20 protein-coding genes are annotated in these 25,760 nt (G+C 37.6%); 3 read left to right on the top strand and 17 right to left on the bottom strand.

Going from position 1 to position 25,760, the window contains the following annotated elements:
• Positions 1 to 203 precede the first annotated feature (203 nt).
• The 12 genes from RBH95_RS12035 to lysA form a co-directional block, all read right to left on the bottom strand.
• Positions 204 to 944, bottom strand: a complete 741-nt coding sequence (locus RBH95_RS12035; protein ID WP_307899838.1) for a DUF6090 family protein — start codon at positions 942 to 944, stop codon at positions 204 to 206.
• Positions 941 to 1,699, bottom strand: coding sequence for a DUF6090 family protein (locus tag RBH95_RS12030; RefSeq protein WP_307899837.1), 759 nt, complete (start codon positions 1,697 to 1,699; stop codon positions 941 to 943). Before RBH95_RS12030 ends, RBH95_RS12035 begins: the two co-directional genes overlap by 4 nt.
• A complete protein-coding gene (locus RBH95_RS12025; RefSeq protein WP_307899836.1) occupies positions 1,696 to 2,436 on the bottom strand; it encodes a DUF6090 family protein in 741 nt (246 codons plus the stop codon). Before RBH95_RS12025 ends, RBH95_RS12030 begins: the two co-directional genes overlap by 4 nt.
• A 13-nt stretch (positions 2,437 to 2,449) precedes the next feature.
• Positions 2,450 to 2,785, bottom strand: a complete 336-nt coding sequence (locus RBH95_RS12020) for a hypothetical protein (RefSeq protein ID WP_307899835.1) — start codon at positions 2,783 to 2,785, stop codon at positions 2,450 to 2,452.
• A 167-nt stretch (positions 2,786 to 2,952) separates the two neighbouring features.
• Positions 2,953 to 4,251 (bottom strand): APC family permease, encoded by a 1,299-nt coding sequence (locus RBH95_RS12015; protein ID WP_307899834.1) that lies wholly within the window; start codon positions 4,249 to 4,251, stop codon positions 2,953 to 2,955.
• A 13-nt stretch (positions 4,252 to 4,264) separates the two neighbouring features.
• Positions 4,265 to 5,446: a DUF1624 domain-containing protein gene (locus tag RBH95_RS12010; RefSeq protein ID WP_307899833.1), complete on the bottom strand. Its 1,182-nt coding sequence runs from the start codon at positions 5,444 to 5,446 to the stop codon at positions 4,265 to 4,267.
• 96 nt (positions 5,447 to 5,542) lie between these two features.
• Positions 5,543 to 6,883, bottom strand: a complete 1,341-nt coding sequence (locus RBH95_RS12005) for a DUF418 domain-containing protein (protein WP_307899832.1) — start codon at positions 6,881 to 6,883, stop codon at positions 5,543 to 5,545.
• 209 nt (positions 6,884 to 7,092) lie between these two features.
• Positions 7,093 to 8,427, bottom strand: coding sequence for an MFS transporter (locus RBH95_RS12000; RefSeq protein ID WP_307899831.1), 1,335 nt, complete (start codon positions 8,425 to 8,427; stop codon positions 7,093 to 7,095).
• A gap of 36 nt (positions 8,428 to 8,463) precedes the next feature.
• Entirely contained in the window at positions 8,464 to 9,117 is a 654-nt protein-coding gene (locus RBH95_RS11995) for a hypothetical protein (protein WP_307899830.1), read from the bottom strand.
• A 596-nt stretch (positions 9,118 to 9,713) separates the two neighbouring features.
• Positions 9,714 to 10,769, bottom strand: a complete 1,056-nt coding sequence (locus tag RBH95_RS11990) for an AI-2E family transporter (RefSeq protein ID WP_307899829.1) — start codon at positions 10,767 to 10,769, stop codon at positions 9,714 to 9,716.
• A gap of 11 nt (positions 10,770 to 10,780) precedes the next feature.
• A complete protein-coding gene (locus RBH95_RS11985; protein WP_307899828.1) occupies positions 10,781 to 11,866 on the bottom strand; it encodes an aromatic ring-hydroxylating dioxygenase subunit alpha in 1,086 nt (361 codons plus the stop codon).
• 101 nt (positions 11,867 to 11,967) lie between these two features.
• Positions 11,968 to 13,173 carry a diaminopimelate decarboxylase gene (gene lysA / locus RBH95_RS11980; protein ID WP_307899827.1) on the bottom strand — a complete coding sequence of 402 codons (1,206 nt, stop codon included), beginning with the start codon at positions 13,171 to 13,173 and terminating at the stop codon, positions 11,968 to 11,970.
• Positions 13,174 to 13,388: 215 nt separating this feature from the next.
• Here lysA and sucC point away from each other — a divergent pair, with 215 nt between their 5' ends.
• Complete coding sequence (gene sucC, locus RBH95_RS11975; RefSeq protein WP_307899826.1) at positions 13,389 to 14,579, top strand: ADP-forming succinate--CoA ligase subunit beta; 1,191 nt, start codon at positions 13,389 to 13,391, stop codon at positions 14,577 to 14,579.
• Positions 14,580 to 14,750: 171 nt separating this feature from the next.
• Positions 14,751 to 15,107 carry a hypothetical protein gene (locus RBH95_RS11970; protein ID WP_307899825.1) on the top strand — a complete coding sequence of 119 codons (357 nt, stop codon included), beginning with the start codon at positions 14,751 to 14,753 and terminating at the stop codon, positions 15,105 to 15,107.
• 36 nt (positions 15,108 to 15,143) lie between these two features.
• Here the strand turns inward: RBH95_RS11970 and RBH95_RS11965 are convergent, their stop codons facing one another.
• The gene (locus RBH95_RS11965; RefSeq protein ID WP_307899824.1) at positions 15,144 to 15,410 is read right to left on the bottom strand and encodes a DUF1456 family protein; all 267 of its coding nucleotides are present in this window, start codon (positions 15,408 to 15,410) and stop codon (positions 15,144 to 15,146) included.
• A gap of 9 nt (positions 15,411 to 15,419) precedes the next feature.
• Entirely contained in the window at positions 15,420 to 16,232 is an 813-nt protein-coding gene (locus RBH95_RS11960; RefSeq protein ID WP_307899823.1) for an alpha/beta hydrolase, read from the bottom strand.
• Positions 16,233 to 16,502: 270 nt separating this feature from the next.
• Here RBH95_RS11960 and RBH95_RS11955 point away from each other — a divergent pair, with 270 nt between their 5' ends.
• Positions 16,503 to 16,904 (top strand): TerB family tellurite resistance protein, encoded by a 402-nt coding sequence (locus RBH95_RS11955; protein WP_307899822.1) that lies wholly within the window; start codon positions 16,503 to 16,505, stop codon positions 16,902 to 16,904.
• 5 nt (positions 16,905 to 16,909) lie between these two features.
• Here the strand turns inward: RBH95_RS11955 and uvrB are convergent, their stop codons facing one another.
• The 3 genes from uvrB to RBH95_RS11940 form a co-directional block, all read right to left on the bottom strand.
• Positions 16,910 to 18,913 (bottom strand): excinuclease ABC subunit UvrB, encoded by a 2,004-nt coding sequence (gene uvrB, locus RBH95_RS11950; RefSeq protein WP_307899821.1) that lies wholly within the window; start codon positions 18,911 to 18,913, stop codon positions 16,910 to 16,912.
• 97 nt (positions 18,914 to 19,010) lie between these two features.
• On the bottom strand, positions 19,011 to 23,840 hold the full coding sequence (locus tag RBH95_RS11945) for a T9SS type B sorting domain-containing protein (RefSeq protein WP_307899820.1): 4,830 nt from the start codon (positions 23,838 to 23,840) through the stop codon (positions 19,011 to 19,013).
• 138 nt (positions 23,841 to 23,978) lie between these two features.
• Positions 23,979 to 25,760 (bottom strand): gliding motility-associated C-terminal domain-containing protein, encoded by a 1,782-nt coding sequence (locus RBH95_RS11940; RefSeq protein WP_307899819.1) that lies wholly within the window; start codon positions 25,758 to 25,760, stop codon positions 23,979 to 23,981.

Here is a 25,760-nt window from a genome sequence, read left to right as displayed (position 1 = left end):
TTGGAAGTATCGCTGTCTGTTTCTTTTTTGCGTTCCTGATATTTGGTATAAAGTCTAATTCCTAAACGGGCAAAAAGGAGTATTGCGATTAAAACAACAATATTAAAATTGTCCATGTGCTATTAATTATACTACAAAGGTATTGCCTTGGGCAAGGTTTTATCGCTTCTTTATGCTGAATTTAACGTTTGTCATTGAGTGGTTTAACTTGTTTTGGTAAGCTTTAGGATTTTTGAAATTAAGGATTTGGTTGTTTTGTAAAACTCCACCTGTTGCTTTAAAATGTATAATTTATCATCAATATAGTTTTCAAACTGAAATTCCTTTAATAAAATTTGGTTGCCTTGGTGGATGTTTGACCTGGGGTAGCTGAAATACTTACCCAGGTGATCAATGTTTCTAAGGGAACCATGTTGTTTGATATAATCAATGAGTTCGATATTGGTGTTTTCTGTTTGCGTTTGGATTTCTTGTAATTCGGCAAAGGAGCGGGACCATTCAAACAATAAGCGTTTTAAATCTTCATTACCCAATTTTGAGAGTCCTCCAGAATTTTTGAGCTCGTTAAGCACAAAATCACTGGGCTTCCAAGTGGGGCTGTTTAGGGATTCGGAAAGCAGACTGTCAATTTGATATGGAGTGTATGGGTGGGTTTCCATTCGGAATACTTCAAAGATCTTTTCCATGGAATTGATGGTTTCCTGCAGTTGTACATTGATGTTTTCAAGGTCCTTTAGGTTTTCTGCAAATTCTGAATGGAGGTTGCCAAGAATTTTATTTTCGGAACGTTTCTCAAGTCTGTTTTCATTCCAATTGTTGATTTGTAAGGCAATCAATATGCCAATGACCACCAATATAATTTCGCCAATGGCATAGCGCAAATAGGCTGCAGTTTTGTTCTGTGCAGCTAGTTGTTTGCGAATGTTTCTAAAGAATTTAATCATGGTTTATTAATTTCTTTCTCGAGGAGTTCGATAAGCAGTTGGATTTCATCGGATAGTTGTTTTCTGTAATAGTAAACACTGGTACTGAGCTCCAGTTTTATGCCTATCAAATTCCTTATTTTAGGTTGCTCCATAATAGCTTCAAAATCAATTGGAGGTCCCGTTTCAATGGAGAGTTTTGGAAATTCAGCTTTAAGGAGGGGTAAAAAGTTGAGGTATTCAACTACAATTTCATCTATGCGTAACTGATGTACTCTTATTCGGTCGTCCATGAGGTTGTTGAGGTTGTTGATGCTGCGTTCCAGATTGGTAAAATGACTTCGGATAGTTTTGTTGCTGATGAGGTCTGTTTTTCCGGAGGTTTTAATTTCTTCGTAGGCGTTTATGACGGGAATATCAATTTCAAAACCCCAAAAGATATTATGATAAAGGGGGTTGTTGTTTTCTTTGTTAAAGAAGTTTGTTCGTTTTTCTTTGTTGCCCAAAGCTGCTTCCATTTCGTCTATGGCCAACTTTTCTTTGATTATGGATTCTTCCGATTGTTTTTTGGCTGCTTTTAAATCTTCCAATAAACTGCTTAAGATTTGCTGTTCTTCAATTTGCAGCTTTCTGTTTTCATTCCAATTGTTGATTTGAAGCGCTATCAAAATACCAATCACCACCAAGACAATTTCTCCAATGGCATAACGCATGTATTTGGAGATTTTATTTTCGGAGGCTAGTTGGTAGCGAATTTTGGAGAAGAAGTGCATCATTGGTTGTGGAAGTTCAGTTCGGTTTTAATGAGTGCCTTGGTTGCTTCGTTTAGTTTGGAAATAATTTCTACTCTAGTTCTTAAGGCATAGGCATAAGTTAATTCGGAATTCGCCAGTCGTAAAAACTCTTCAGATTTAAGAGCCTCGAGAATTTGCGGGATCTCTTTAGGGACTGTTTTAAAAGTTCCTTCGCTATCAAAAGGGAAGTAGGAATTCATAAATGTGGCGTATTCTGTTTGCAGGTTTCCTAGATACCGTTTAGTATGTTCTGAGAATTGATAATAAAAAAGCAAATGTTGTTTGAGATTTTCATTCTTCAATAGAAGAAGATTTCCTGTACTTATAATATCATCATAGGTGCTTTTGGATTCTACCATGGTTCCTCTGCTGCCAACCCCTCCATATCCCATTTTATTGATGAAGTCTAGAGTGTCTTTTATTGGTGTTTGATGAAGTACATGATCTCTGGCCATGAGCAGTACTTCGATTTTTTTAGGAGAGGAATTTGAGAAATAAGTTAAACTAATAGAATCGCTTTTGAGATCTTGTAAGAAGTTTTCTAAATATTGTTTTTCAAGAAGTCTGTTCTTCCTGTAGGAATTCCAATTGTTGATTTGAAGTGCAATTAAAATTCCAATCACCACCAACACAATTTCCCCAATGGCATAGCGCATGTAGGCGGCTACCTTGTTTTGTGCGGCTAGTTGTTTGCGGATGGAATGAAAAAAGTGAATCACATTGTATGGTGGTTTAATACAGGATATTATCCATAATCTTGTCCAAGTTGCGTTCCATCATTGCAAAATTGCAGTCAGAGAAAAATATTTCATACATCTCTCGTCGCAATTGTGCCAATTCAATGTTGGAATAGTGGTGCAGTTGTATGGTGTCGTCAATTTTTTCAAAACGTTGTTCCTCTGTGTCATTTGAAAATTCCTGATACATTTTTTCAAAGGTATCCGGAGTAGATTTGGATTTGATCAGGTTGATTTCAGCCTCCGATTCATGAGAATCTGCATTGGCACAAAGTAGTAGAATATAGACTTGTAATTCGGTCTTAGTCCAAGTGTTTGCCTCAGGTTTCATAATGTCAAATTTTAAGTTTCACAAAAAATGTTCTTATGAATGGGGAGAATAATTGGTTTGTGATATTGTATTAAATATACTAAAGAATCGGATATTATATGCGGAAATGTTTGATTTTCATGTGTTTTTATGGTTTTTTGATTGTAGTAATGAGAATTTGTAATGAATTATGTTTTGTTGAAAACCTTGATAAAAGCATATAAAAGGCTGAGAAGGACAATAAAAATCAATGTTCCTGTTTTTTCGGAGAATGAGAGGTAGGATAAAAAATAAAGAATGATGAAAGAGGACAGAACTGGAACTATGAGGCCTCCTGGGATTTTGAAGCTATTTTGATTGATTTTTTTGGACCGTCTTAATTTAATTACCGAAAGGACAACCCCTAAATAGACAATTAAAAGACTTCCCGTAGCAATAGGAACCAATTGTTCAAAAGTACCGGTGGATGCCAAAATAAAACCAAGACAGGCATAAACCATAACAGCTATATATGGAGTTGCAAATGATTTATGTATTCTTGCCAATTGTTTGGAGGGTAGTACCCGATCTCTCGCTAAAGCATAGATAACCCTTGGGTTATTGAGAACTTCACCACTTAAATTTCCAAACATGGAAATCACGGCTCCGACTAGGAGTAAAAGGTATCCAAATTTGCCCATGACTACTTTTGCGGTTTCAGCCAAAGGAGCAGCTTGGTATTCTGGTAAAGTATCTCCTAAAACACCTTGAGAAACCATTTGTATCAAGATGTAAAGGATGACTACAGTTGAAATGCTTATAAAAATAGCTTTAGGCACGGTTTTTTGTGGATTGATCACCTCACCTCCAACGGTTAAGCCAACTTCACCTCCTTGAAAGGCGAAAAATAGAATTAAAGAGGTTTCTCCTAATTGTTTGATTGTGGGAGTATCTGTCCACCATAAATTGGAAAGTGAAACATCTTTCCACGCCAACAGTATCAACAGTATTAAGGGAATGAGTTTGGCAAAGGTATTGAACATGACAAGCCCGATACCTTGTTTGATGCCAATTACATTAACATAAGCCAGTCCGAAGAAGATGATGAAAAGGGTCAAAATTCGAACGGACTGGATTTCAAATAAAGGTAGGGCAGAGCCTAAAACATCCACAAGAGCATTGGAGACTGCTGCGTCTGCCAAAAGGCAACTGCTAATGGTGAAAATACCTGCTAAAAAGCCTGCATAATCTCCAAAAGCCGATTCAATAAACGTATATGAGCCACCGGTATTAGTTATTTTACTACCAACTTCTGCATAGCAAAGCATGATCAATGCCATAAGAATTCCGCAAAAGGCATAGGCTATAATACTGGAGGCTCCCATATTTTGAGCAATAAGGGCTGGAAGGGCGAAAATTCCTGCCCCTACAATAATATTGACAATATTAGCTGACAGCCCTAATAATCCAATTGATCGTTTAAGGCCTTTGTCTTGTTTTACAGTCATATTATGAGGCACTTTAAAGGTAGCTAAGCCACCACTTAGATTTGTTTTTGGCCTTATACCTCATGTATTTTTTGCAAATAGGGTAAAGAATGGCAATAATGATGATCCAGACTATATAAACCACAAATAATGAATATCCGTAAGCAGCAATACTTGATGGCGAAAGCCCTCCTTTTGATGCTGTTAAATCATTCCAGTTACCTCCCAAAACCAATATAGCCAAAATGGCCAAAGCATGGATGAGCAATACGTGTAGGAAATAATAGAACAGTGGCACCCTTCCAAATACAATAAAAAAATCTGTGATTTTAGTTTTAATTCCCTCAAAGACATATAGAAAAAGCATTGAAGGTCCCAAGGTTATCAATACGTATAGTAAGGAAGGCGGGTATTTGGTGACATTGAAAAAGGATAAAACCGTAAATACAAAGTTCTTTTGTTTGGTCCACGGCACCATATCTCCATAAATGTTAAGCCCCCTTATAATAAAAAAGGCTACAATGGCAAAAACACCAAATTGGAGTAGCCATTTCCTTCGCGTCGTAGCATTAAAATCCTTACTGTAAAGAACTCCAAAGCAATAACCTAAAACCATAACGCCCAACCAAGGGGCAATAGGATAGGCAAAAATGATAAAGTGATCTTCCCCTAGAGGGATGCCTTTTTGCTGATGAAATATATACCAAAGGATGGAGCGAATATTGGAGCCTTCAAAAGTAAAGCTGTCAAAGGAGTTATGGGCTGCAATCAATATGGCTCCAATAACCAAAAGCAATTTTTTTGGAAGGAAAATTAAAAAGGACAAGCCTACCATACAAAGTCCAATAGCCCATATTACTTGAAGTACAATGAGGTTGTATTCTGGGTCGAATTGCCAAATAAGATTATTCAAGACAATTTCAAGGAAGATCAACCATAATCCTCTTGTAAAAAGGAATTTGAAGAGCTGAGGTTTTGTTTTTTTGCTTCCGTAAAGAAAAGCCGAAGTTCCCGCCAAAAAAATGAAAACAGGTGCACAATAATGGGTTATAAATCTGGTGAAAAACAGAAATGGAGTAGTGGTTTCCAAATCGGTTGGACTGCTAATGGAATTTCCTATGTGGAAATAATCCCTAGTGTGGTCCAATGCCATGAGTACCATGACCACTCCCCGCAAGAGGTCAATCGTTTCAATTCGGTTGGTTTTTATGAGCATAGGCGACTATCAAGTATTAAACCTGGAATTTGTGCTACTGTCATAAATATAGGTATAATAATCTATTGATTGTTAGATTCATTTGAAATTGTAAACTCAAGATTCCGTCGCTTTAACCGTTAAGGGTAGTTTGGCTTCAATTCTAAAAGGCTGCTTTTTTTGATACGTTAAAGAGCGCCATAGCCATTCAAAGGGACCATATCTGAAGTATTTTAACCAGATGGGGCTATAGATTAATTGTGCAATCCAAATACCAAAAACAATGTAATAAAGTTGATGGCGTTCCAATTGGCCATAGAGTGAAAATCCAAATCCTAGAAAAATAAAGGCTACAATAATACTGTGTACTAAATAGTTGGTTAAGGCCATTCTGCCTACTGCTGCTAACGATTTTTGAAGGAAGCCCAATATTCCGGATTTAATAAAAAGCATGATAAATCCAACGTGTCCTAGTGTTGTAAATAGCCTTCCCAAATCATAGGTGATAAAGGTTTTGGACGTTACAATGGGATCAAAATAGCTTTGGATAAGTTGTGACGTTTCATAATAATTAACCGAAAGCCCTATGCCATAACCAATGAGTGCCATTAGCCCATAATATTTAAAAGATTTTTCACCATGAAAGATTCTAAGGTTGAAAAAGGCCATGCCAAGCAGCATATAACTGAAAACATCCCATAAATCAAACCGATATAGAAACCAACCTTGGCGTTCGGAATAGTGTTTGGCTTTGTAACTAAAAATGGACCAATAGCTGGGATTGCGCATTTCTGCAACTTGGTCGTCAATTTTTTCTTGGGGCATTTTGGTATTTAGTTCTTCCCATTTTCCTAAAGCAGCTGTTTGTTTTGAGGTCAGGGAATCGTTGGCTTTTTTTAAGACAGCGGCTTCAAGTCCTTCTTTTTTGATTTTTAGATTGTCTCTGTATTCACTGTAAGTCCATACAACTCCTAAACTTATGAGGACCAAACCGCCTATGATTAATTTTTTTGACGGTGTATTTCTAAATGGAAACAACATAAGTCCGAACACAGCATAATGGAATAAAATATCTCCGTGCCATAAAAAAACGTAGGCATTGATAATTCCAAAAATTAAAAGCCATAAAAGGCGTCTGTAAAAAATATCTGCTGTTTTAATACCTGCGCCACGGCTTTCTAAACGTGAGGTCAACAAAATAACACCAGCTCCAAAGAGTAAGGTGAATAGGCCTCTCATGGTCCCTTCAAGCAACATGTTGGTCATGATCCAAGCCTTTAGGTTTAAGCCTTCGGCTCCACCGGATATAGTAGGGTCCATATAGGCAAAGGGAAGCCCCATGCCATTGATGTTCATTAAGAGAATTCCTAGAAGAGCAACCCCTCGAATGACATCCAGAGAATTGATGCGCTCTTTGGATTTTGTCGGCTGTAATATTGTTTGATTAGTTGTTTCCATTGTGTTAGAGATTTTTGATGGGTTCAGTAATTGCTTCTCACTCTGATAGGCTTTAGATGTACATTTTAATATTGATATGGTTTATTCGAAGAAATTTTTGGGATAAAAGTTTCAAAATTGGATTACACCCTTTTTGAAAGTTGTTGTTGAAGAGTATTGGTTGGGAAAGAATGGCTAGTTTGATTTTCATATGGTTTTGTGAGTATTGTTTAATTGGAGTCAAGTGTTACAGGAGATATTTTTACAAAAGCTTTGATGGATTTTTTATGTTTCAAAAAATTGATATACCTAATCATAAAAAGCATAATTAAAGGCGCTAGTGCCGTTACAAAAAACACTTGTTCCCAACTCAAATTGTTCTTTAAAGGCCCCAATAGTCCAGATCCAGAAGCGCGGCCCATATTGCTAAGAGCCATATAAAGAGTAAATTGAGTAGCGGCTACTGTTTTCCAGCATAGATGCATGGCCGTGGCAAAAATGGAAATACATAAAAACGTGTATCCCGTATAATAGCTCAGTATAAACCCGTAAATCATTGCTTTATGATGCCATAGGCTTGGAAATATGCCAAAACCTATTATTAAAATTGCAAGAAATATTAGATATAAAGACATCATTTTAAGTTTTCCCAAGAAATCTACCATAGCACCTCCAACAAACATTCCCAATAGACCTCCTAGGATGGTCATGACAGAAAAAACCTGTGAGAATTTCGTGTTGGTCCACCCCAATTCCTGAACAGTAAATATGGGAAGTAATGTGTCTATCAAGCCGTACATGATTCCAATAATAAATGAGGAAATACTCAAGATTAGACTAGAGGGCAGTATAACGACTTTTGTAAGGTTTTTAAATATGGTTTTCCAATTGGACAGCTGAATGGATTTAGTAGCTTTACTAGCTTCCCCTAAGGACCAGGGCATCCATTTTTCTCCAGGACGTTCTCTGCAATATAAGGGAACCAACATGATCAAGAACACTACTATAGCAAGCGAGTTAATAGTTTTATGGAACCCAATACTGTTGAGCAAACTAGTGCCAATGGCTAAGGATGCAGAAGTGCCAATAATTTTTGTTCCCCACATGAGGCCATTGGCCCGAGCTTGTTGTTTGGATGGAACTAAATCTACAGCCATACCATCGGTAGCTACATCTTGAAAGGCTCCAAAGAAGCTGATGCAGAATCCGGCAATCATTAGTCCTTGGAGATTGTTAAGAGGATTATTAACAAAACCGATGGATAAAAAACTAATAATAAGCCCCATTTGGCCTAAGATAACCCAGGGGCGTTTTCTTCCCATGGGTAAAAATGTAAAACGATCCATAATTGGAGCAATAAGAATTTTGAAGCTCCATGGAATTCCTATTACGGCTACATAGCTTGCAATATAACTTGGGGATTTACCATTCATGGCTAACCAAGCGGGTATTGCAAAAAAAGTAATGCCTTCAGGAATTCCTTGAGCTGCATATAAAATAGAAAAGGTAATATATCTTGTCAGTGCACTTTCAGATAATATCCATCCATTTTTGAAGGGTTTCAAAGCATTTTTTTTGGTTTTTATAAACATGGTAAACCCCTAGTTGGATGAGAGATCTTCCATAAGAGAGTATAGATAGGCCCAATCAGAACTTAGGGCAGATCTAAATTTAGCACGAAGTTCATCAGCCTTCTTTTTGCCATGAGCTTTTTCGTAGATGGCCCAAACACCATCTCTATCTTCGTCCAGTTCAGCAAAGTTTACAAAAGGAATGGCCACAAAGAAATCAGCAATGTCGGGGCCGCCACCAACAACATTGTACCAGGTCCCTCTAATACCACCACCAGAACTGCGCATTGTAGAGGATATTTCTTTGGTAACGTCTTTAAAGTCGGAATAATTGGAGATTTTAACATTATATACCCAAACCACCTTGGTGCCTTCCTTGGGTGTTGGTCTACTTATTTCAGGCATTGTTTCGGCAAGATTGTATTGTACTTTATCAACATGCGGCCAAATAAAATCCATCGCTTTAGAACGGCATTTGTTACTGGCCTCATCGCTATCCTCTTTGTCTAGTTCGGCCCAATTGTTCATGGTACTAGTAAGGACATACACATTACCTTCACCTTGAAAGCGGTGCCACATGTTCCATTTAAAGGTACCATTATTGTCATTGTAACACTTTTTCCACATTTTAACCCCTTCTTTAAACTGGGAGTTATGTCCCATTTTTACAGTGAACTCAGACATGTTGAGCATTCGGCGGTTTGTTTGTGAAAGCAAGGACATGGGGAAGCAAAGTGAAACTAGAAGTAGAATCACGGTAAATTTTTGGACATGTAGGAAACTTTTGGGGAATTGATACTTTGTTTTCATAATTCATTGGTTTTAAAATAGACTTAAAATATATATCCAAGTCTATTTAGATTAATAGCATTACATAACAAGCGTACGTATTGTCGTGCACTGAAAACAGGGTAGCTGGAGCTATAGGTTATCTAAGGCAAAAGTTTCTAAGCCTAATTTTGTCGAATAAGATTAAGGGGTATATGTTTTAAAAGACAGGGGAAATCAGAAAGGGAAGGGGAGCCCTTAAATGTTGCTAATAATGAGAAGGCGGGTATCGAAAACACATGCAGTTTTAAATCAAGCAGCCTTTTTGATATACTAAGCTGGTAGAAGAAAGAAGTTGTTGCTCCCTGGGGAGCAAACAAAAGTGTTAGTCGTTTAGTCATACAAGCCTTATTTAACTATTTAAAAGACTTTAGGGTGTTTTAAAGGTAAGAAAAATTACAACATACTTCGAGTTTTGTTTGATTTGTTTTTAATAACCGAAAGAAATAGGCTTATAATTTATTTTCATCTTTGGGTAAAGGATGCCATTCTAGAGGCTCTTTAGCACCATATTGGGCTTTATAAGTTTTGATTAGAATTAGGAATAAACTTATGAGCAAAGGCCCAAAAATTAAGCCAATAAAGCCAAACAAAGGAACTCCTACGATAACTCCAACTAAGGTTATCAAAGGGTGTACGTTATCCAATTTCTTTAATATAAAAAGACGGATAATGTTATCGGTAGATCCTACAACCACAAAGCCATAAATAAGAACTCCCCAAGCTTGAACCGTATGGCCTGCTGATAAGGTTATTAGGAATACAGGTAAGATTCCTACCAAGGTCCCCACAAAAGGAATCATGGAACCTATAATGGTAATGACAAACCAAAAAAATGGTGATTCCACACCAAAAATGAGAAAACCTATTAGTGCTACAATCCCCTGCGCTATGGCAACTAAAGGAATTCCTAGGGCATTGGATCTAACCATGGCTTTGATTTCCTTGCCAACTTCAACCAAACCCTCCTTATTCATTGGAACATATTTATTCATAGAGGTGCCTAACTCTCTGCGGTTGGTGAGCATATAATAGAGCATAAAGTACATCAGCCCAACAGCAATAACGGCATTAAAAGTGCCTCCAGCAAAAGCCTGTAGATTCTCGGAAAGCCAACCCGTAATTTTTGAAGTGTCAATTTGGGAGTTGATATCGAATCCAACATATTGTTCAACTTTACCAAATTGCTCCTTGAAAGCATTGATAACTTCAGTACTGTTGTCCACAGCATGCCCAATTTTATTGCCAAGCATCCATATAATTCCTCCCACGGGTAATAGAATAATAAGAAACGAAAGGAACATTAGAAAAATTGCAGCCGCATTAACCCCCCAACGTTTAACTTTTACCAAATAGGTCATCCATTTTTGGAAAAGAAAATAAATGGTGATAGCTCCCAAAACACCTGTTAGGTAAGGAAGCAGCTCCAAACAAATGAGATAGGCTATAAAGGAAATTAAAATAAGAAGAAAGACCTGTCGGATTACTGATGGCGCTATTTGTTTCATATTGCTGTGGATTAATTTAGATATTTTGATAGTAAAGAATGGAAGTGGTGCACACCTTGTTCTCTTGTCGGAGAAAACCTTCCTGTATTATAAAATCTGGACTGCATACCTTTATTGACGAGTTCAACAACAAATTCATCTTCTCGTTCTACTTTGTCCAAAAGTGCACCTGCACCTTTATCCAATTTAGTTTCGTCGTATACATATGTGATAAAAGACACTTTGGTTTTATGGATGCCTAATGGTTTTACAATATTGATAGATAGACCCCATGGATAAAAATTAAACATCATGTTTGGGAATATCCAATAGTAATAGGCAGCCACCTGTTTGCCGTAATCTATATGATTTTTAGGCAGGTCAAATACTTCTTCGCCTTCATTGGTATATCCAATTTGGAGGTTGCAGTGGTCATATAAAACTGTGGTGTAATCTCCATAGTCCAAAACACTGTTTAAATCGTCGTGCACAAAAGGAATATGAAAGCCTTCTAAATAATTGTCACAGTATAAGGCCCAATGGCAGTTGACCAAATAGTCTTTACTGAGGTCGCTCCTGTGATTGAATTGGTGTAGGGGCAAAAATCCAATACGTTCTTTCATTACATTCAAAACAGAATTGAAGTCAAACAATGGATTGAGACTAACAAAAATGAAAGGATCTAAAATAGCCGTAGGAAACTCATGAAGGTTATCGCAAGGCCTTGGGAAGTTTTCAGCAGTATCAAATTCGGGCATAGATTTAAAAGTCCCATCAAGATGAAATCTTCTTCCGTGGTACATGCATTGCAAGGTTTTTTGCTTGCCTGGATTTAAAACCACAATATTGCCACGATGCGTACATACATTACTAAAGCATTTTATACTTTGATCGGAAGCTTTGACTAATACCAAAGGTTCCGAAAGGTAATTGTCCAATAAGAATAACGGATGCACTGTTTGGGCAAATGGAACTAACTGAGTATCTCCAACCCAATGCCAGGACCTTAAAAAGATGGCTTCTTTGATGTTGTCAAAAACGTCTTGACTTCTGTAAAAATATGCGGGTAAGGTCTCAGCCTCGTGGATGTTCTTATTGATAGTAAACTTGTGCGTCATATAAATGGTTTAAAAAAGCAAAAACTAACCTCAATAAGATGAGTTTGAGTTCAATAAATATATAAAAAAAGCGCTAATTTGTTAATTAGCGCTTTTTGTTTTTATAGCTCAATCTCGATTTGATTTTTGATAATGTCTTCAAAGGTTTCCCTTTTTCTAATTAAATGGGCTGCTCCTTTGTACCAAAGTACTTCGGCTGGACGAAAACGCGAATTGTAGTTGGAAGCCATGGAATAACAGTAAGCTCCTGCATTTTTAAATGCCAAGATATCACCTTCTGTAATTTCATTGATACGTCTGTTGTTGGCAAAAGTGTCCGTTTCGCATATATAACCAACTACCGAATAAAAACGTTCTTTTCCTTTTGGGTTGGAAAGGTTGATGATTTCGTGCTGTGCTCCATAAAGCATAGGACGGATTAGGTGATTAAATCCTGTATCTACTTGTGCAAACACTGTTGAGGTAGTTTGTTTGATAGCATTTACTTTGGTTAGGAAAAATCCAGATTCGCTCACCAAAAACTTCCCTGGTTCGAAGGCCAAGGTTAGCTCTTTGCCGTAGTCTTTACAGAATTCAGTAAAGCGCTTGGTCAATTTTTTTCCAAATTCTTCAATATTGGTTTCAATGTCTCCTTCTTTATAAGGAACCTTAAATCCTGATCCAAAATCAAGGAAATCCAAGTTTTTAAAATGCTTAGCGGTATCAAATAGTATTTCACTTGCATAAAGGAACACATCAATGTCCAAAATATCACTTCCTGTGTGCATGTGGATACCGTTAATGGTCATTTGGGTATTTTCAACAATACGTAGGATGTGTGGAATTTGATGAATTGAAATTCCGAATTTACTATCAATATGTCCTACGGAAATGTTGGTATTTCCACCGGCCATAACGTGAGGATTGATTCTGATACAAACTGGCGTCTTTGGGTGAATGGTCCCAAACTGCTCCAAAATTGAAAGGTTGTCAATATTGATTTGTACTCCCAATTTAGCAGCTTCCTCAATTTCTTCCAAGGATACACCGTTTGGTGTGAAAATGATACGCTCTGGAGTAAATCCAGCAGCTAAGCCTAATCGTACTTCTTGAATGGAAACCGTATCCAATCCAGAGCCTAGGCTGTTCAGCAATTTTAAAACGGAGATGTTGGAAAGTGCTTTGGCTGCGTAGTTGATTTTCAGCTGTTTTACCTTACTAAACGCGGATGTTAAACGTTTATACTGGGAAGCAATTTTTTCGGCATCATAAACATAAACTGGGCTCCCAAAATTCTCTGCGATTTCAAGTAAGGTGTTTGTTTTCATTTTAAAAGTTTTTAAGACGCCGCAAAACTAAAAAAAGAATTCCTTATAAAGGCCATAATCTGCGGGGTATTAACGCTTCGTTGTACAACTTTTTTTAGCCGGTCATACTTCCCTCCAAAAAATATTGGTTAAAAGTTATAGGTTGTTTACTTTTGTTCACTATAATTTTAAAAAGTGATTCTCTTTTTGAGGAGATAACCAATAGATTAAAACAGATGAATTTACACGAGTATCAAGGAAAAGAAATATTAAGCAGTTTTGGAGTGCGTGTCCAAAGAGGTATTGTGGCCCAAAACGCTCAAGAGGCTGTTACAGCAGCAAAACAATTAACCGCTGAAACTGGAACCGGATGGCACGTAATTAAGGCACAGATCCATGCCGGTGGACGTGGAAAAGGTGGTGGTGTTAAATTGGCCAAAAACCTTCAGGAAGTAGAGCAAGTGGCAGGTGATATTATTGGAATGAATTTGATCACTCCTCAAACTTCTGCCGAAGGTAAAAAAGTACACCAAGTATTGGTTGCTGAGGATGTTTACTACCCAGGAGACAGCGAGCCAGATGAATTTTACATTTCTGTGTTGTTAAACCGTGGTACTGGTCGTAACATGATCATGTATTCTACTGAAGGTGGGATGGATATCGAAACTGTAGCAGAAGAAACACCTCATTTAATATTTACTGAAGAAGTAGATCCTTCGGTTGGACTTATGCCGTTTCAAGCTAGACGTATTGCCTTTAATTTAGGGTTGTCTGGAAATGCGTTTAAAGAAATGACTAAGTTCGTTGCAAGTTTGTATACTGCTTACGTGAAATCTGATGCGTCTTTATTTGAAATCAACCCCGTGTTGAAAACTAGCGATGACAAAATTTTGGCAGTAGATGCTAAGGTGACTATCGATGACAATGCACTTTACAGACATAAAGATTATGTAAACTTAAGAGATTTACGTGAAGAAAACCCTATTGAAGTAGAAGCTAAAGAAGTTGGCTTGAACTATGTAGATTTGGATGGAAATGTAGGCTGTATGGTAAATGGAGCTGGATTGGCCATGGCAACAATGGACTTGATCAAGCAAGCTGGTGGTGAGCCTGCAAACTTCTTGGATGTAGGAGGTACTGCCGATGCTGCTCGTGTTGAAGCTGCTTTCAAAATCATCTTGAAAGATCCTAACGTAAAAGCTATTTTAATCAATATCTTTGGAGGAATTGTTCGTTGTGATAGAGTTGCTCAAGGAGTTATTGATGCTTACAAGAACATGGGAACTATCAACGTGCCAATTATTGTGCGTCTCCAAGGAACGAATGCAGACATCGCCAAGGAATTGATCGATAATTCAGGGTTAGATGTAATGAGTGCTACTGAATTCCAGGAAGCTGCCGATAAAGTACAGCAAGTGTTGTCGTAAGACAAAATCATAAATACTATTATATAAAAAGAGACTGAAGCCTTAGGGATTCAGTCTTTTTTTGTTAATAATGTTAAAAGTAGTTAAGGTTGCGTTAATTGCTCGATTGAAGTGTAACATTTTCGCTTACTTATAGTCTATTAAGTATCAATCATTTAAAATCGAACATTTATGAAAACAATCAAAGGGCTTTTATTGGCGGTAGCAATTACCGGCAGTAGTGTACTAATGGCAAGTACATCGCCAAATGCAAATGCCACAGCTAAAAGTGCAGAAGCAACTGCAATTACAAATGAAATTTCGCAATTTTTGCTTGAGCCAAATTTTGTGTTAGAAAAAGATGTGTTGGTTTATGCAACCATTACCTTTAATCACGACAATGAAATTGTTGTTCTTTCTGTAGATAGTCCAGATGAAACCGTTGAAGAATTCGTGAAGGAACGTTTAAATTACCACAAATTACCTTTTAATATCTATAACAAAAAGCAAACCTTTTTGGTCCCAATAAAACTGGATGTAGAAGAGTAAATAATTTTACCGAATGTTGGAAAAACTCCTAAACAATCATTGTTTAGGAGTTTTTTGTTGGTTTTTTGTTTTATTGCTTTTATCGGGCATGGGACCACGCATATGAATAACCAAACCATTTAAAAAATTACGCAATATTTGATCTCCGCATTCCATGTATTTTGGGTGATCTTCTTTTCTGAAAAAGGCACCTAGTTCGCTTTTTGAAATTCTGAAGTCTACCAGTTCCAAAATTTTTACAATGTCTTCATCCCTAAGTTTTAGGGCAACTCTCAATTTCTTGAATATATCGTTATTTGTCATTTAATCCTGTTATTTTATAATTAGCCAATTATAGGCATCGGCAAAATGAGCTTTCCAAAAAGCTTCATTGTGCTGTCCGCCATCAATTATGTTGTTTACTATGTTATTATCGGTAACACCTTTGGATTTAAGAAGAGTCACCATTTTATTTTGGTCTGCAACCCCTGAGCCACTTTCTTCAGTACCTATTAAAAAATAAAATCTTGAAGTTTCCGGGATTGTTGTTTCTTGGGTAAAGTCATATATTTTGTCACTATACCAAAATGACGGGGAAAAGACAACTGCATTGGCAAAGATATTAGGGTATTTTACCGTAGCATAAAAAGCCATTAATCCTCCAAGTGATGATCCCCAAAAGGCATTATAATGAGCGTCAGTTTTTGTTCTGTACTGTTGGTCTATATAAGGTTTTAGGGTGTTGACAACAAAATTCAGGTAGTTATCGCCATTTCCTCCTCCATATTCTGAGTTTGCGTAGGGTGTGAGCTCATCAAGTCGTTTATCATTGCCATGTTCAATACCCACTATTATGGCTTGGTTGGAAGAAAGCGAGTCCAAATATTCATCTATACCCCATTCTCCTACATAAGAGGTTTTGTCATCAAATAAATTTTGACCATCGGGCATATAGATTACAGGGTATGTTTGTTGATTGCTGTTGTAAGAATTGGGAAGGTAAATCCATATGGTTTTAGTAGTCCCCAGTTGCGGAGCTTCAATATTAAAATGAGATACATTTTTAGAAGCAGTGCTCTGTGCGTAGGTAATTGAGGAGCCAACTGAAGTGAAAACACAAAATAAAAAGAGAATAAATACCTTCATGACTATATTTTGGAATAAGAGCTTTACAAAGTTAGCCAAATAACTACAGTACCGTTTATCGAACTTTGATTTTTGCAATTTAATATTCGACGTTTTGGTAAAATTTATGTAAATTGCTGTTTTTCAGCGTTTTAAGAGATTGATAGCATGCCAAAGTAGAAAAAGGAGGACGAATGGTATTTTTTTTTTCGATAACTGACTATAAATCAACGATAATTAAAAATAATATCTTCCTAATTTTAAAATAAGTAAAATATAGATCCCTTAGGTATGATAAACCGTGTTGAAAAATTGAGCTTACTTTCCGAGATGATTGCCTTTGCTCAAGCAGATGACAGTATTAAGATCATTGAATATAAATTTCTTTTGGGAGTCGCCAAACAGTTGGATATTTCTAGAGAAGATTTCGATTATCTTTTTAAGCACCCGGTCACCTATGTGCATTTAAAATCTCATAGTGAGCGCATTGTTCAATTTCACAGATTGGTATTGTTAATGAATCTGGACAATGAAATATCGAGAAAAGAGTTGGTGAAACTCCATAATTTTGGATTACGAATGGGCCTAAGCCATGAGTCCATCAATAAAGTTTTGGACTTAATGGAAAGTTTCCCAAATAAAGTTGTACCACCAGACTTCTTAATAGATATATTTAAAATTCAGTATAATTAGTGGTATTATACTTTTAAGGCATCTAATTTTGTTTGATAGGCCTTAATTTCATCCCTAAACTGTGCGGCTAGCATAAAGTCTAATGCTTTTGCAGCTTCTTCCATAAGCTTTCTTTTATCTCGAATTTTCTTCTCCAATTCCGCTTTGGATAGGTATTCGCTTTCCGGTTCCGCAGCTTTGGCAGCTTTGAGTTCATAACTGTAAGTGCTCACAGAATTCTTGGTGAGTACATTGTCCAAACTCTTATTGAGAGGCTTAGGTGTAAGCTTATGTTTTGTATTATAGGCAATTTGCTTTTCACGACGATAATTGGTCTCGTCTATGGTTTTTTGCATGCTACCCGTAATGTTGTCGGCGTACATAATGGCTTTTCCGTTTACATTTCTTGCTGCTCTACCAACGGTTTGGGTCAGGGAACGGTTGGATCTTAAGAAACCTTCTTTATCGGCATCTAAAATGGCTACCAACGAAACTTCCGGAAGGTCTAAACCTTCACGAAGTAGATTGACACCCACTAATACATCAAATAAGCCCTTTCTTAAATCCTGCATAATTTCTACACGTTCCAAGGTGTCTACATCACTATGGATATAACGGCAACGGATTTGAATACGGTCCAAATATTTAGTCAACTCCTCCGCCATGCGTTTGGTAAGCGTTGTCACCAAAGTACGTTCGTCTTTTTCAACCCGTTGTTGGATTTCTTCTATTAAATCATCAATCTGATTTAAACTAGGGCGCACCTCAATAATAGGATCCAGCAATCCTGTGGGGCGAATTACCTGTTCTACATACACACCTCCAGATTTTTCCAATTCATAATCTGCAGGGGTAGCACTTACGTAGATGACTTGGTTTTGAAGCGCTTCAAATTCTTCAAACTTTAAAGGGCGGTTGTCCATGGCAGCGGGCAATCTAAAGCCGTATTCTACCAAATTTTCTTTACGGCTACGGTCACCTCCATACATGGCATGCACTTGAGAAATAGTAACGTGACTTTCGTCCACAACCATTAAATAGTCGTCAGGGAAATAGTCTAAAAGACAGAACGGGCGGGTTCCAGGCTCTCTACCATCCAAATACCTCGAATAATTTTCAATACCAGAACAATAGCCTAATTCCCGAATCATTTCAAGATCAAATTCTGTGCGTTCCTTAAGGCGTTTGGCTTCGAGATGTTTGCCTATTTCAGTAAAGTAATCATATTGTTTTACCAAATCGTCTTGGATGCTTTTTATAGCGCCTTGCAGCACATCTGGAGATGTCACAAACATATTCGCTGGGTAAATGTTGAGTCTATCATATCTTTCAAGAACCTCATTGGTCTGTACATTAAAAGCTTCGATATCTTCAATTTCATCTCCAAAAAAATGGATTCTGAAGGCATGATCGTCATAACTAGGGAAAATGTCAACAGTATCTCCCTTAATTCTGAAATTTCCATGGTTGAACTCAGCTTCGGTACGTGAGTACAAACTTTGCACCAACATGTGCAGTAATTTGGTTCGGGAAATGATTTGGTCTCTTTCTAATGAAATGACGTTCTTCTGAAATTCGACAGGGTTTCCAATACCATACAGACATGAAACCGAAGCAACCACCAATACGTCACGTCTCCCAGACAATAGGGAAGAGGTAGCACTTAAGCGCATCTTCTCAATTTCCTCATTAATGGAAAGATCTTTTTCTATATAAACTCCTGTGACAGGAATATAAGCTTCGGGTTGGTAGTAGTCGTAATACGAAACAAAATATTCAACAGCATTGTCAGGAAAAAACTGTTTGAACTCTGAATATAACTGGGCTGCCAAAGTTTTGTTATGTGCCAATACCAAAGTAGGACGTTGAACTTCTTCAATTACATTGGCAACGGTAAAAGTTTTACCAGAGCCTGTTACTCCCAAAAGAGTTTGGAATCTGTCACTTCCTTCAATACCTGCAACCAGTTGTTTAATGGCTTGAGGTTGATCCCCAGTAGGACCAAATTCTGATTTTATTTTGAAACGCATAGCGCAAATTTACATGTTTGCATTGCGTGAACAAAAAGAAATGAGGGCTATAAAGCGATGATTGGCATAAATTTAACAGCTGGATTTTCAAAAAGACTTATCGACGAAGGGCAAAATGCCCACGGACTTCAAATTCAATATCTCCCCGTTTTACATTGGCTACAAACCAATAGTCAGAGGCCGGCATTAAATGGCCGTTATAGGTTCCGTCCCAACCTTCGGAATCTGAAGAGAGTTGCTTGAGCAGTTTTCCAAATCGGTCAAAAATATACACTACAGTTCCGGGTAGTGTTTCTACTCCAACGATGTGCCAAGTATCAGTATAACCATCGTTATTAGGTGTCATAAACTTTGGAGCATCCACAACTACAATCTCTTTTGCCACTTCTGAACATCCGTTCAAATCAATAACGGTGATGGTATGGTAGCCGTAAGTTACGTTTTCAAAGACATTGGATTCCTGAGGTTCCTCATCATCCCATTGATATAAATAATTTCCAATGCCGCTAACGGTTACGGTTACGTTATTGGGATCTGAAAAGTCTAAAATTTCTGTAAATTCTATGTTGGCTTGTTCGGATTCGGTAATCGTAAATTCACTAGTGGTACTACAGCCATCAATGGTTGTTACGGTTACAGAATAAATGCCTATTTCGTCAATTTCAATTTCTGGGGTTGTTGCTCCTGTAGACCATAAATAGGTGTCACCATCTATAAAGGTATTGGCGTCTACAACTAAGGGTAAATTATCCAAACAAATGGCTTGATCAGGGATGTCCACAACAGGTTTTGGATTGATAAAAACCATAAATTGAGTAAGACTATAGCAGCCGGTTTCATTGTTTTCTACACGTGCATAGACTGTTTGTTGATCCTGTAAATTAGATGGTAGGGGAAGTGCATTAGTTCCAGAATTTGCTGAAGCTTCATCAGTATAATAGGTAACGGTAAACTCCAACGGGTTTTGATTGCCTAAAATGGCAGCGTCCTGCTGTGACAGGTCAAATGTTAAAAAGCCGTCATAATCATCATCACAATCTACCAAATCAGGAGGTGTAATGGCATTCGGCAATAATTTGACTCTCAATACGAAAAAGTACGTGGCAAAACAGCCTGTATCGTCATATTCGGCACGAACATGAATAATGTCATTATAGGATTGATAGGTGTAATCTGTAGAAATGGCATTAGTATTGGCTTCTGCATCAGCAGCAGTTTCAAAATAATTTATGGTAACGCCATTAAGGTCATCTAGTAGTAAGTTGCTAGCTTCATTGAGATCATAATAGTTATCCTCATTTTCACAGATTTCGATATTGCCTATTTGATTTATAGGAGGGGGAAGGTTGACGATTAATTCAATAGGAATTGCCAAATAGCACCCAGAGGTTGTGTTGGTAATTCTGAAATATACTGTTTGGGGATTGGTGGTATTGTTGTAAGTGGTTGGATCTGGAATTTCATTAACCTGAATTTCCAACTCATCAAGCGTTTCATAATATGAAATGACAATATCTTCCTGTCTTACGTCTAGAATATCGACTTCTGCCTGTGTCAAATCGAAAGTGACAATAGCGTCAAAATCTGTGTCGCATTGTATTAATGGTTGCGCAGGATTGGCTTCTGGTGCTTGAATAACATTTATTTCGAAACTGGTTGTCGAGTTACAGAAGGAGCCGTTGCTAAGGCTTACAAAAATGGTTTGAGGGTTGGTGGTATTTGTAAAGTTGGCTGGAATTGGGTTTTCCTCATTTTCAGCATCAGTCATACTAAGGTAAAAAGTAACTTCAATATCCTCGTTGATACCGTCGGTCATTTCTTGTGCCTTTACATTAAGGTCAAATTCTTCAAAACCGTCATTGGCAATATCGTCGCACAGAAACCAGTCCAAAGGTTTATTGAATTGCGGGTTGGTGCCTATTTCTATGGAAAAAGAGGCGGTTATGTAACAACCCTCATCTGTAATATTTTCGATTCGAACATAAATTATTTGCGGGTTTGCCGTGTTTTGATAGGGTACTGTTTTATCGATTATGTTCGTTCGGTTTTCAGCATCGGACTGCGAAGCAAAGTACAATACTTGTTTGTCTGTTTGCCCATTTAAGATCTCTTCATCTCTTGTAATAAACGTAAAGTCGCCAATGTTATCGCTATTTTGTTCACAAATTTTATAATCACTTATAGGCTCGGAAATTTGTGGTAATGTGTTGATGTAAATTTCTAACGGCTCTAAAGAATAACATGCGCTACCACCATTTTCAACTCTTATGAATAAGGTTTGTGTTGCCGTTGTGTAATTGGTTGTGTTGGCAATAGGATTGCTTCCGGTGTCAGCATCTTCAAAACTACTGTGAAATGTAATCGTTTGGTTTGCTGTGTTTGCAGTAACTTCAGGGATTTTTGAAGTTAGATCAACAGTATATTCTCCATCGTCGTTATCGTCGCAGATTTTTATTGGAGTTGGCGTTGTTGTTGTGGGGGCCGATAGAATACTAACTTGAAATGAATTAACGCTCGCGCAACCAGTATCATTGAATCGGATTCTAGTATAGAATGTTTGAGGGTTTGAAACGTTATTGTATGGATCTGGAAGGGCATTGATGTTGGATTCCGCATCGGATTCTGAAGCAAAATAACTTACAGTGTACCCAGATTGCCCGCCGGTTACCAAGTCGTCAAATGAAGAGAGGTTTATTAAAGTTAGTCCATCTTGGTCGTTATCGCAATATTCAACAGTCCCAATAGAATCAAACTCATTAATTCCTGTCAAATTAATTTCTATTTCTGCATATTCCTCACATGTTGGGCTACTTATAGTAAGGTAAAGGGTTTGCGGTATTTCTGTTGGTGAAAATGGTGTGCCTTGATCTAATTCATTGACCTGGTTGGCTCGGTCAGTTTCCGATAGGTAAAAGGCAATGGATACATCTGGAATATCATTGGCAATTGTAATGGCCATATTTTCCAAATCAAAATTTTCGGTTCCATCACTATCAACATCACACAGTGAAAAATCAATGATATTGGTCCCTGTCAATAAAAGGTTTGGATGTATTTCAACAGGAGCTACCGATACACAACCTGTAAGATCGTCAACTACTCTAATATAAACGGTTTGTACTTCAAAGGTTTCATTATCATAATTGGAAGGGTTTGGAATGGGGTTATCTCCCAAAAGGGCATCTTCTGGAGTTTCATGAAAGGTAGTGGATACGCCGGTAAGACCGTTGAGTACTTCATCGATAATGCTATTAAGGTCGAAGCTGGCAAAACCATCGTGATCAGGATCACAGGCGTCAATATATAAATCTTCTGAGTTGATCACAGGATTACTTTGCACTAGAAGGTTTAGGGTGGTAGTACTGGCACATCCTGTTTGCGCATCAATCACTCTTACATAAAGTTGTTCAGAAGGATTTGTGTTGGTATACGGCGAAGGAATAGGGTTGGCTCCCGTGTCTGCTTCTGATTGTGAATAGTGATAACTTACAATGAGATTCGTTTGGCCAGCGGTAATCTCGTCATTTTTTTCGGTTAAGTCGATTAGAGCAACTCCATCAGGGCTTGTGTCGTCACAGACCAAAAGATCCGTAGGGTCTACAATGACAGGCAAAGGGTTGACAACAAGATTAAAGGTACTGTATGCTAAACATCCGTTGTCTATATCTTCAATTCTTACATAAATGGTTTCTGGACTAGATGTATTCTGAATGGGAGAGGTTATAGGGTTGGTATTGTTGTTGGCTTCGTTTTGGGAGTAATGATAGGATATATCATAATTTGATTGCGGCACAGATTGTAAAACGACACTGTCCATAGTACTCAAATCAAAGGTTTCAACGCCATTGTTGCTAAGGTCATCACAAATTTCAAAATCATCTATTGGCGTAGCCGTTTGGGTAGAGCTAAGGTTGATAACAACACTGTCTTCAATAGTACAAGTAGTGTTTGAAATAGGGATTTCAATGACTACTTTATAGGTTCCGGATTCAGTTACATTTAGTGTTGGTTGGGTTTCGCCTGAAATTAAAGAGTTGTCCAAATACCAAGAATAAACGGCTAAAGGATTTTCTATGTCTGCGTTTAAGGTTACTGATGAAGCACAAGTGGTTAGGTCATCGCCCAAATTTACTGTGGTATTGAAGCTATTACCGGCAACAAAAACTGCTGAATCATAGTTTTCATCGGTTTGGTCGGCAATTACCAGTTTTACGTGATATTGTACATTTGGAGTTATAGAAGCAGTGGCTGTCATAACAGTAGTACGACCATTAAAATTGGTGTCTCCTAAACTGTAGCCTGCAAAATATTCTTCATTTTCAGGCGGGCAAAAACCGGCAATTTCATCATGAATGGTGTTGGTGTTTACAGGTGTGGAAGTTCCTGGAATCACCGCTATATTGGTGTAGGGGCCTGGGTTGCCCGTTTCTTTAATTAAAAAAGCAAATCCATCCGAATATTGACAGGGGAAATTTCCGAAATATTCCTCGGAAGCTAAGATATAGTTGAACTGTATCTCGTTGGAGATGGATACAATGTCAAATTCAATAGAGGTTGCGTTTACTGTTCCGCTAATGCCTAAGGCATTTTCTAAATCTGTGTCAGGTCCCCAATCTGGTTCGCCTTCGTTTAGAATATCTGGATTGGGAGTATTCCCTGCAGAAGCAGCATTTCCTGTGGATAAAATAATTCCATTATCAAAAGGGAAATTGGAATCGGCCTTTTCAAAATATCCAAAACTGTCATAACCATTGCCACTTCCATTTACGGCAGAGGTAACATTTGAAATTTCAACGCATCCTTGTACTAATATGTCTTCAATAAGTTCCTGAGCTGAATATGAGGTGTCTACGGAAATTTGCTGGGAAAATACTGGGTTACATAAAAAACAGGCAAAAATTAGTAAGGATATTTTGAATGCTTTCATGACAAGAGGTTAAAGCTTTCCATACTGCGGCATGCTGATTGGGGCATGGTTTCAAATTTCAAGCTAATTATTTAGCCGATAAAAGTACGGAAAATTGGATTAACGGCAAAAAAATACGACTAAATGCTATTGGGGATTTTAATAATTAACATAAACCCATCCCATAATATCTTTGTAATTGGGATCATTTAATTCTAAAATGTAGTAATAAGTGCCTACGGGCATTAGTTTCCCTACATTGTTAATACCTCGATTTGACCTTCCTTTCCAAGGTGTTGCATTATTCCCCTCAAAAATTAAAACACCATATCTATTGAATATTTTTAGTTTATGCTCTTCAAAAATATCATAAAGTCCTTGAATGTTAAACCAGTCGTTGATGCCATCCGTATTGGGGGAGAATCCTTCGGGGACGAAGGGAGGACAGTTTTCAACCAAGATATCGAAGCTAAAAATTTCATAGCATGGGTCGGTTTCCACTTTTGCAAAAATGGTTTGAGGGCTGCTTACGTTGGAGTAATTTGAGGAATTGAAAATTTCATTTTCATTATTCTCCAAATCTTCCAGTGAAATATAAAATATGGGGTTTTGTAGATTTGGCTGTAAGCTTTCAAAGATAGTATTCAAATCAAAAGTTGCGGAATTAAATCCTTCATCACAGGCTAATGTGTCGTCTAAAGTTTCTAATGGAGGAACAATCAATAGTTCAATGTTTGTATCCTCCGTATTGTTGCCTTCATTAATTTCTGTGACAATTCCAGTTCCGTCGCCCGTATCATCTACAGAGAGGGTTAAAGTAAAAGCATCACCAATGCTTTCGGGAATTAATAAGGAAACGGTGTTTGTTTCCGTACCATCAATAGGAATGTCGTTGATGGTGGCACTTTGGCCAACCATCAAGTCGTTGGCATAAAAGGCGATTGGTGTTCCAGAAGGAAGGATATCTGTAGAATTGGTGTTTGAAACTGTATAGGTTATTTCAATAGCCCTATCATCACATTCCAAGGTGTAGGCATCTAAAGCTATTGTGGCATCGGGAACTTGACTATTTAAAACAGTAATGACATTGTTAATCATAACGTAATCCTGTCCGGAGGTAAGCTGTATTGTTGCCGAGGTATCTCCTATTGCGATATTATTTTGTATGTTATAAAAATCAATATCCATATTATACAATTCAGAAGACCCAGTAAAACTGTTGGTGCCATTAAAGGCATTGTTGGTTGGATTGAGCGGCGGGTTACCTATAACATTGCCGTTGATGGTTAATTGTTCGTTTACGGCTAGAGATGAATCACCTTCCCATGCAATAAATCCTATTTTGGCATCTTCGTTATCCAAAACATTAAGATTGTCCAAGGTAATTGTTAGCATTTCTGGTACACTTTGAAGGCCGTCATATACATTAAGTTGATTAAGCGGAAGATTGTCATCTTGGTAAATGATGGTAATGGCCCAACCCGCAAAATTGGTTCCCGAAGAGCAGTAGGGAGGGATTTCTTCAGAAACGTCAAGTTCCGAAACCATGTATAAGCCAGAACCCATATTTTGAACTATAGAAGTAACATCGGCAAAGGCCGCAAAGAAAACCCTGTTTTCATCTAAAGCATCTGAAAATTCCCTTTCAGAGCTAATATCGAGATCATTCAATTTTATTTCAAAATCTCCAGGTCCAGTACCCGCCCAGTATAAATAGGCAGCAACAATTTCCTGGCCAGCGTTTAAACTTAATGAGGCCGAAGAAGCAGTGAGAATTTCACAGGGACCATTAGTACCATTCTCTACTAGGTTAAGCGTGTTTCCAATGGCGGTATAATCATAACGTCCATTAAATTGTTCATACAATGAAATATCCTGTCCAAAAGAATATATGGTAAAGCAAAGGAATAGTAGTAGTTGGAATGGTTGGTTGCTTTTCAT

It is taken from the genome of Mangrovimonas sp. YM274 (genome assembly GCF_030908385.1).
Lineage (GTDB): Bacteria > Bacteroidota > Bacteroidia > Flavobacteriales > Flavobacteriaceae > Mangrovimonas_A.
This window is presented reverse-complemented; position numbering and strand designations above follow the sequence as displayed.

Excerpts from the sequence above, each read along its gene's own strand:
- RBH95_RS11940 (WP_307899819.1), bottom strand. The coding sequence starts at position 25,760 with ATGAAAAGCAACCAACCATTCCAACTACTACTATTCCTTTGCTTTACC.
- RBH95_RS12030 (WP_307899837.1), bottom strand. The coding sequence starts at position 1,699 with ATGATGCACTTCTTCTCCAAAATTCGCTACCAACTAGCCTCCGAAAAT.
- RBH95_RS12010 (WP_307899833.1), bottom strand. The coding sequence starts at position 5,446 with ATGCTCATAAAAACCAACCGAATTGAAACGATTGACCTCTTGCGGGGA.
- RBH95_RS11955 (WP_307899822.1), top strand. The coding sequence starts at position 16,503 with ATGATAAACCGTGTTGAAAAATTGAGCTTACTTTCCGAGATGATTGCC.
- RBH95_RS11965 (WP_307899824.1), bottom strand. The coding sequence starts at position 15,410 with ATGACAAATAACGATATATTCAAGAAATTGAGAGTTGCCCTAAAACTT.
- RBH95_RS12020 (WP_307899835.1), bottom strand. The coding sequence starts at position 2,785 with ATGAAACCTGAGGCAAACACTTGGACTAAGACCGAATTACAAGTCTAT.
- RBH95_RS11985 (WP_307899828.1), bottom strand. The coding sequence starts at position 11,866 with ATGACGCACAAGTTTACTATCAATAAGAACATCCACGAGGCTGAGACC.
- RBH95_RS11960 (WP_307899823.1), bottom strand. The coding sequence starts at position 16,232 with ATGAAGGTATTTATTCTCTTTTTATTTTGTGTTTTCACTTCAGTTGGC.
- RBH95_RS11995 (WP_307899830.1), bottom strand. The coding sequence starts at position 9,117 with ATGTCTGAGTTCACTGTAAAAATGGGACATAACTCCCAGTTTAAAGAA.
- RBH95_RS11990 (WP_307899829.1), bottom strand. The coding sequence starts at position 10,769 with ATGAAACAAATAGCGCCATCAGTAATCCGACAGGTCTTTCTTCTTATT.
- RBH95_RS12005 (WP_307899832.1), bottom strand. The coding sequence starts at position 6,883 with ATGGAAACAACTAATCAAACAATATTACAGCCGACAAAATCCAAAGAG.
- sucC (WP_307899826.1), top strand. The coding sequence starts at position 13,389 with ATGAATTTACACGAGTATCAAGGAAAAGAAATATTAAGCAGTTTTGGA.
- RBH95_RS11970 (WP_307899825.1), top strand. The coding sequence starts at position 14,751 with ATGAAAACAATCAAAGGGCTTTTATTGGCGGTAGCAATTACCGGCAGT.
- lysA (WP_307899827.1), bottom strand. The coding sequence starts at position 13,173 with ATGAAAACAAACACCTTACTTGAAATCGCAGAGAATTTTGGGAGCCCA.
- uvrB (WP_307899821.1), bottom strand. The coding sequence starts at position 18,913 with ATGCGTTTCAAAATAAAATCAGAATTTGGTCCTACTGGGGATCAACCT.
- RBH95_RS12015 (WP_307899834.1), bottom strand. The coding sequence starts at position 4,251 with ATGACTGTAAAACAAGACAAAGGCCTTAAACGATCAATTGGATTATTA.
- RBH95_RS12035 (WP_307899838.1), bottom strand. The coding sequence starts at position 944 with ATGATTAAATTCTTTAGAAACATTCGCAAACAACTAGCTGCACAGAAC.
- RBH95_RS11945 (WP_307899820.1), bottom strand. The coding sequence starts at position 23,840 with ATGAAAGCATTCAAAATATCCTTACTAATTTTTGCCTGTTTTTTATGT.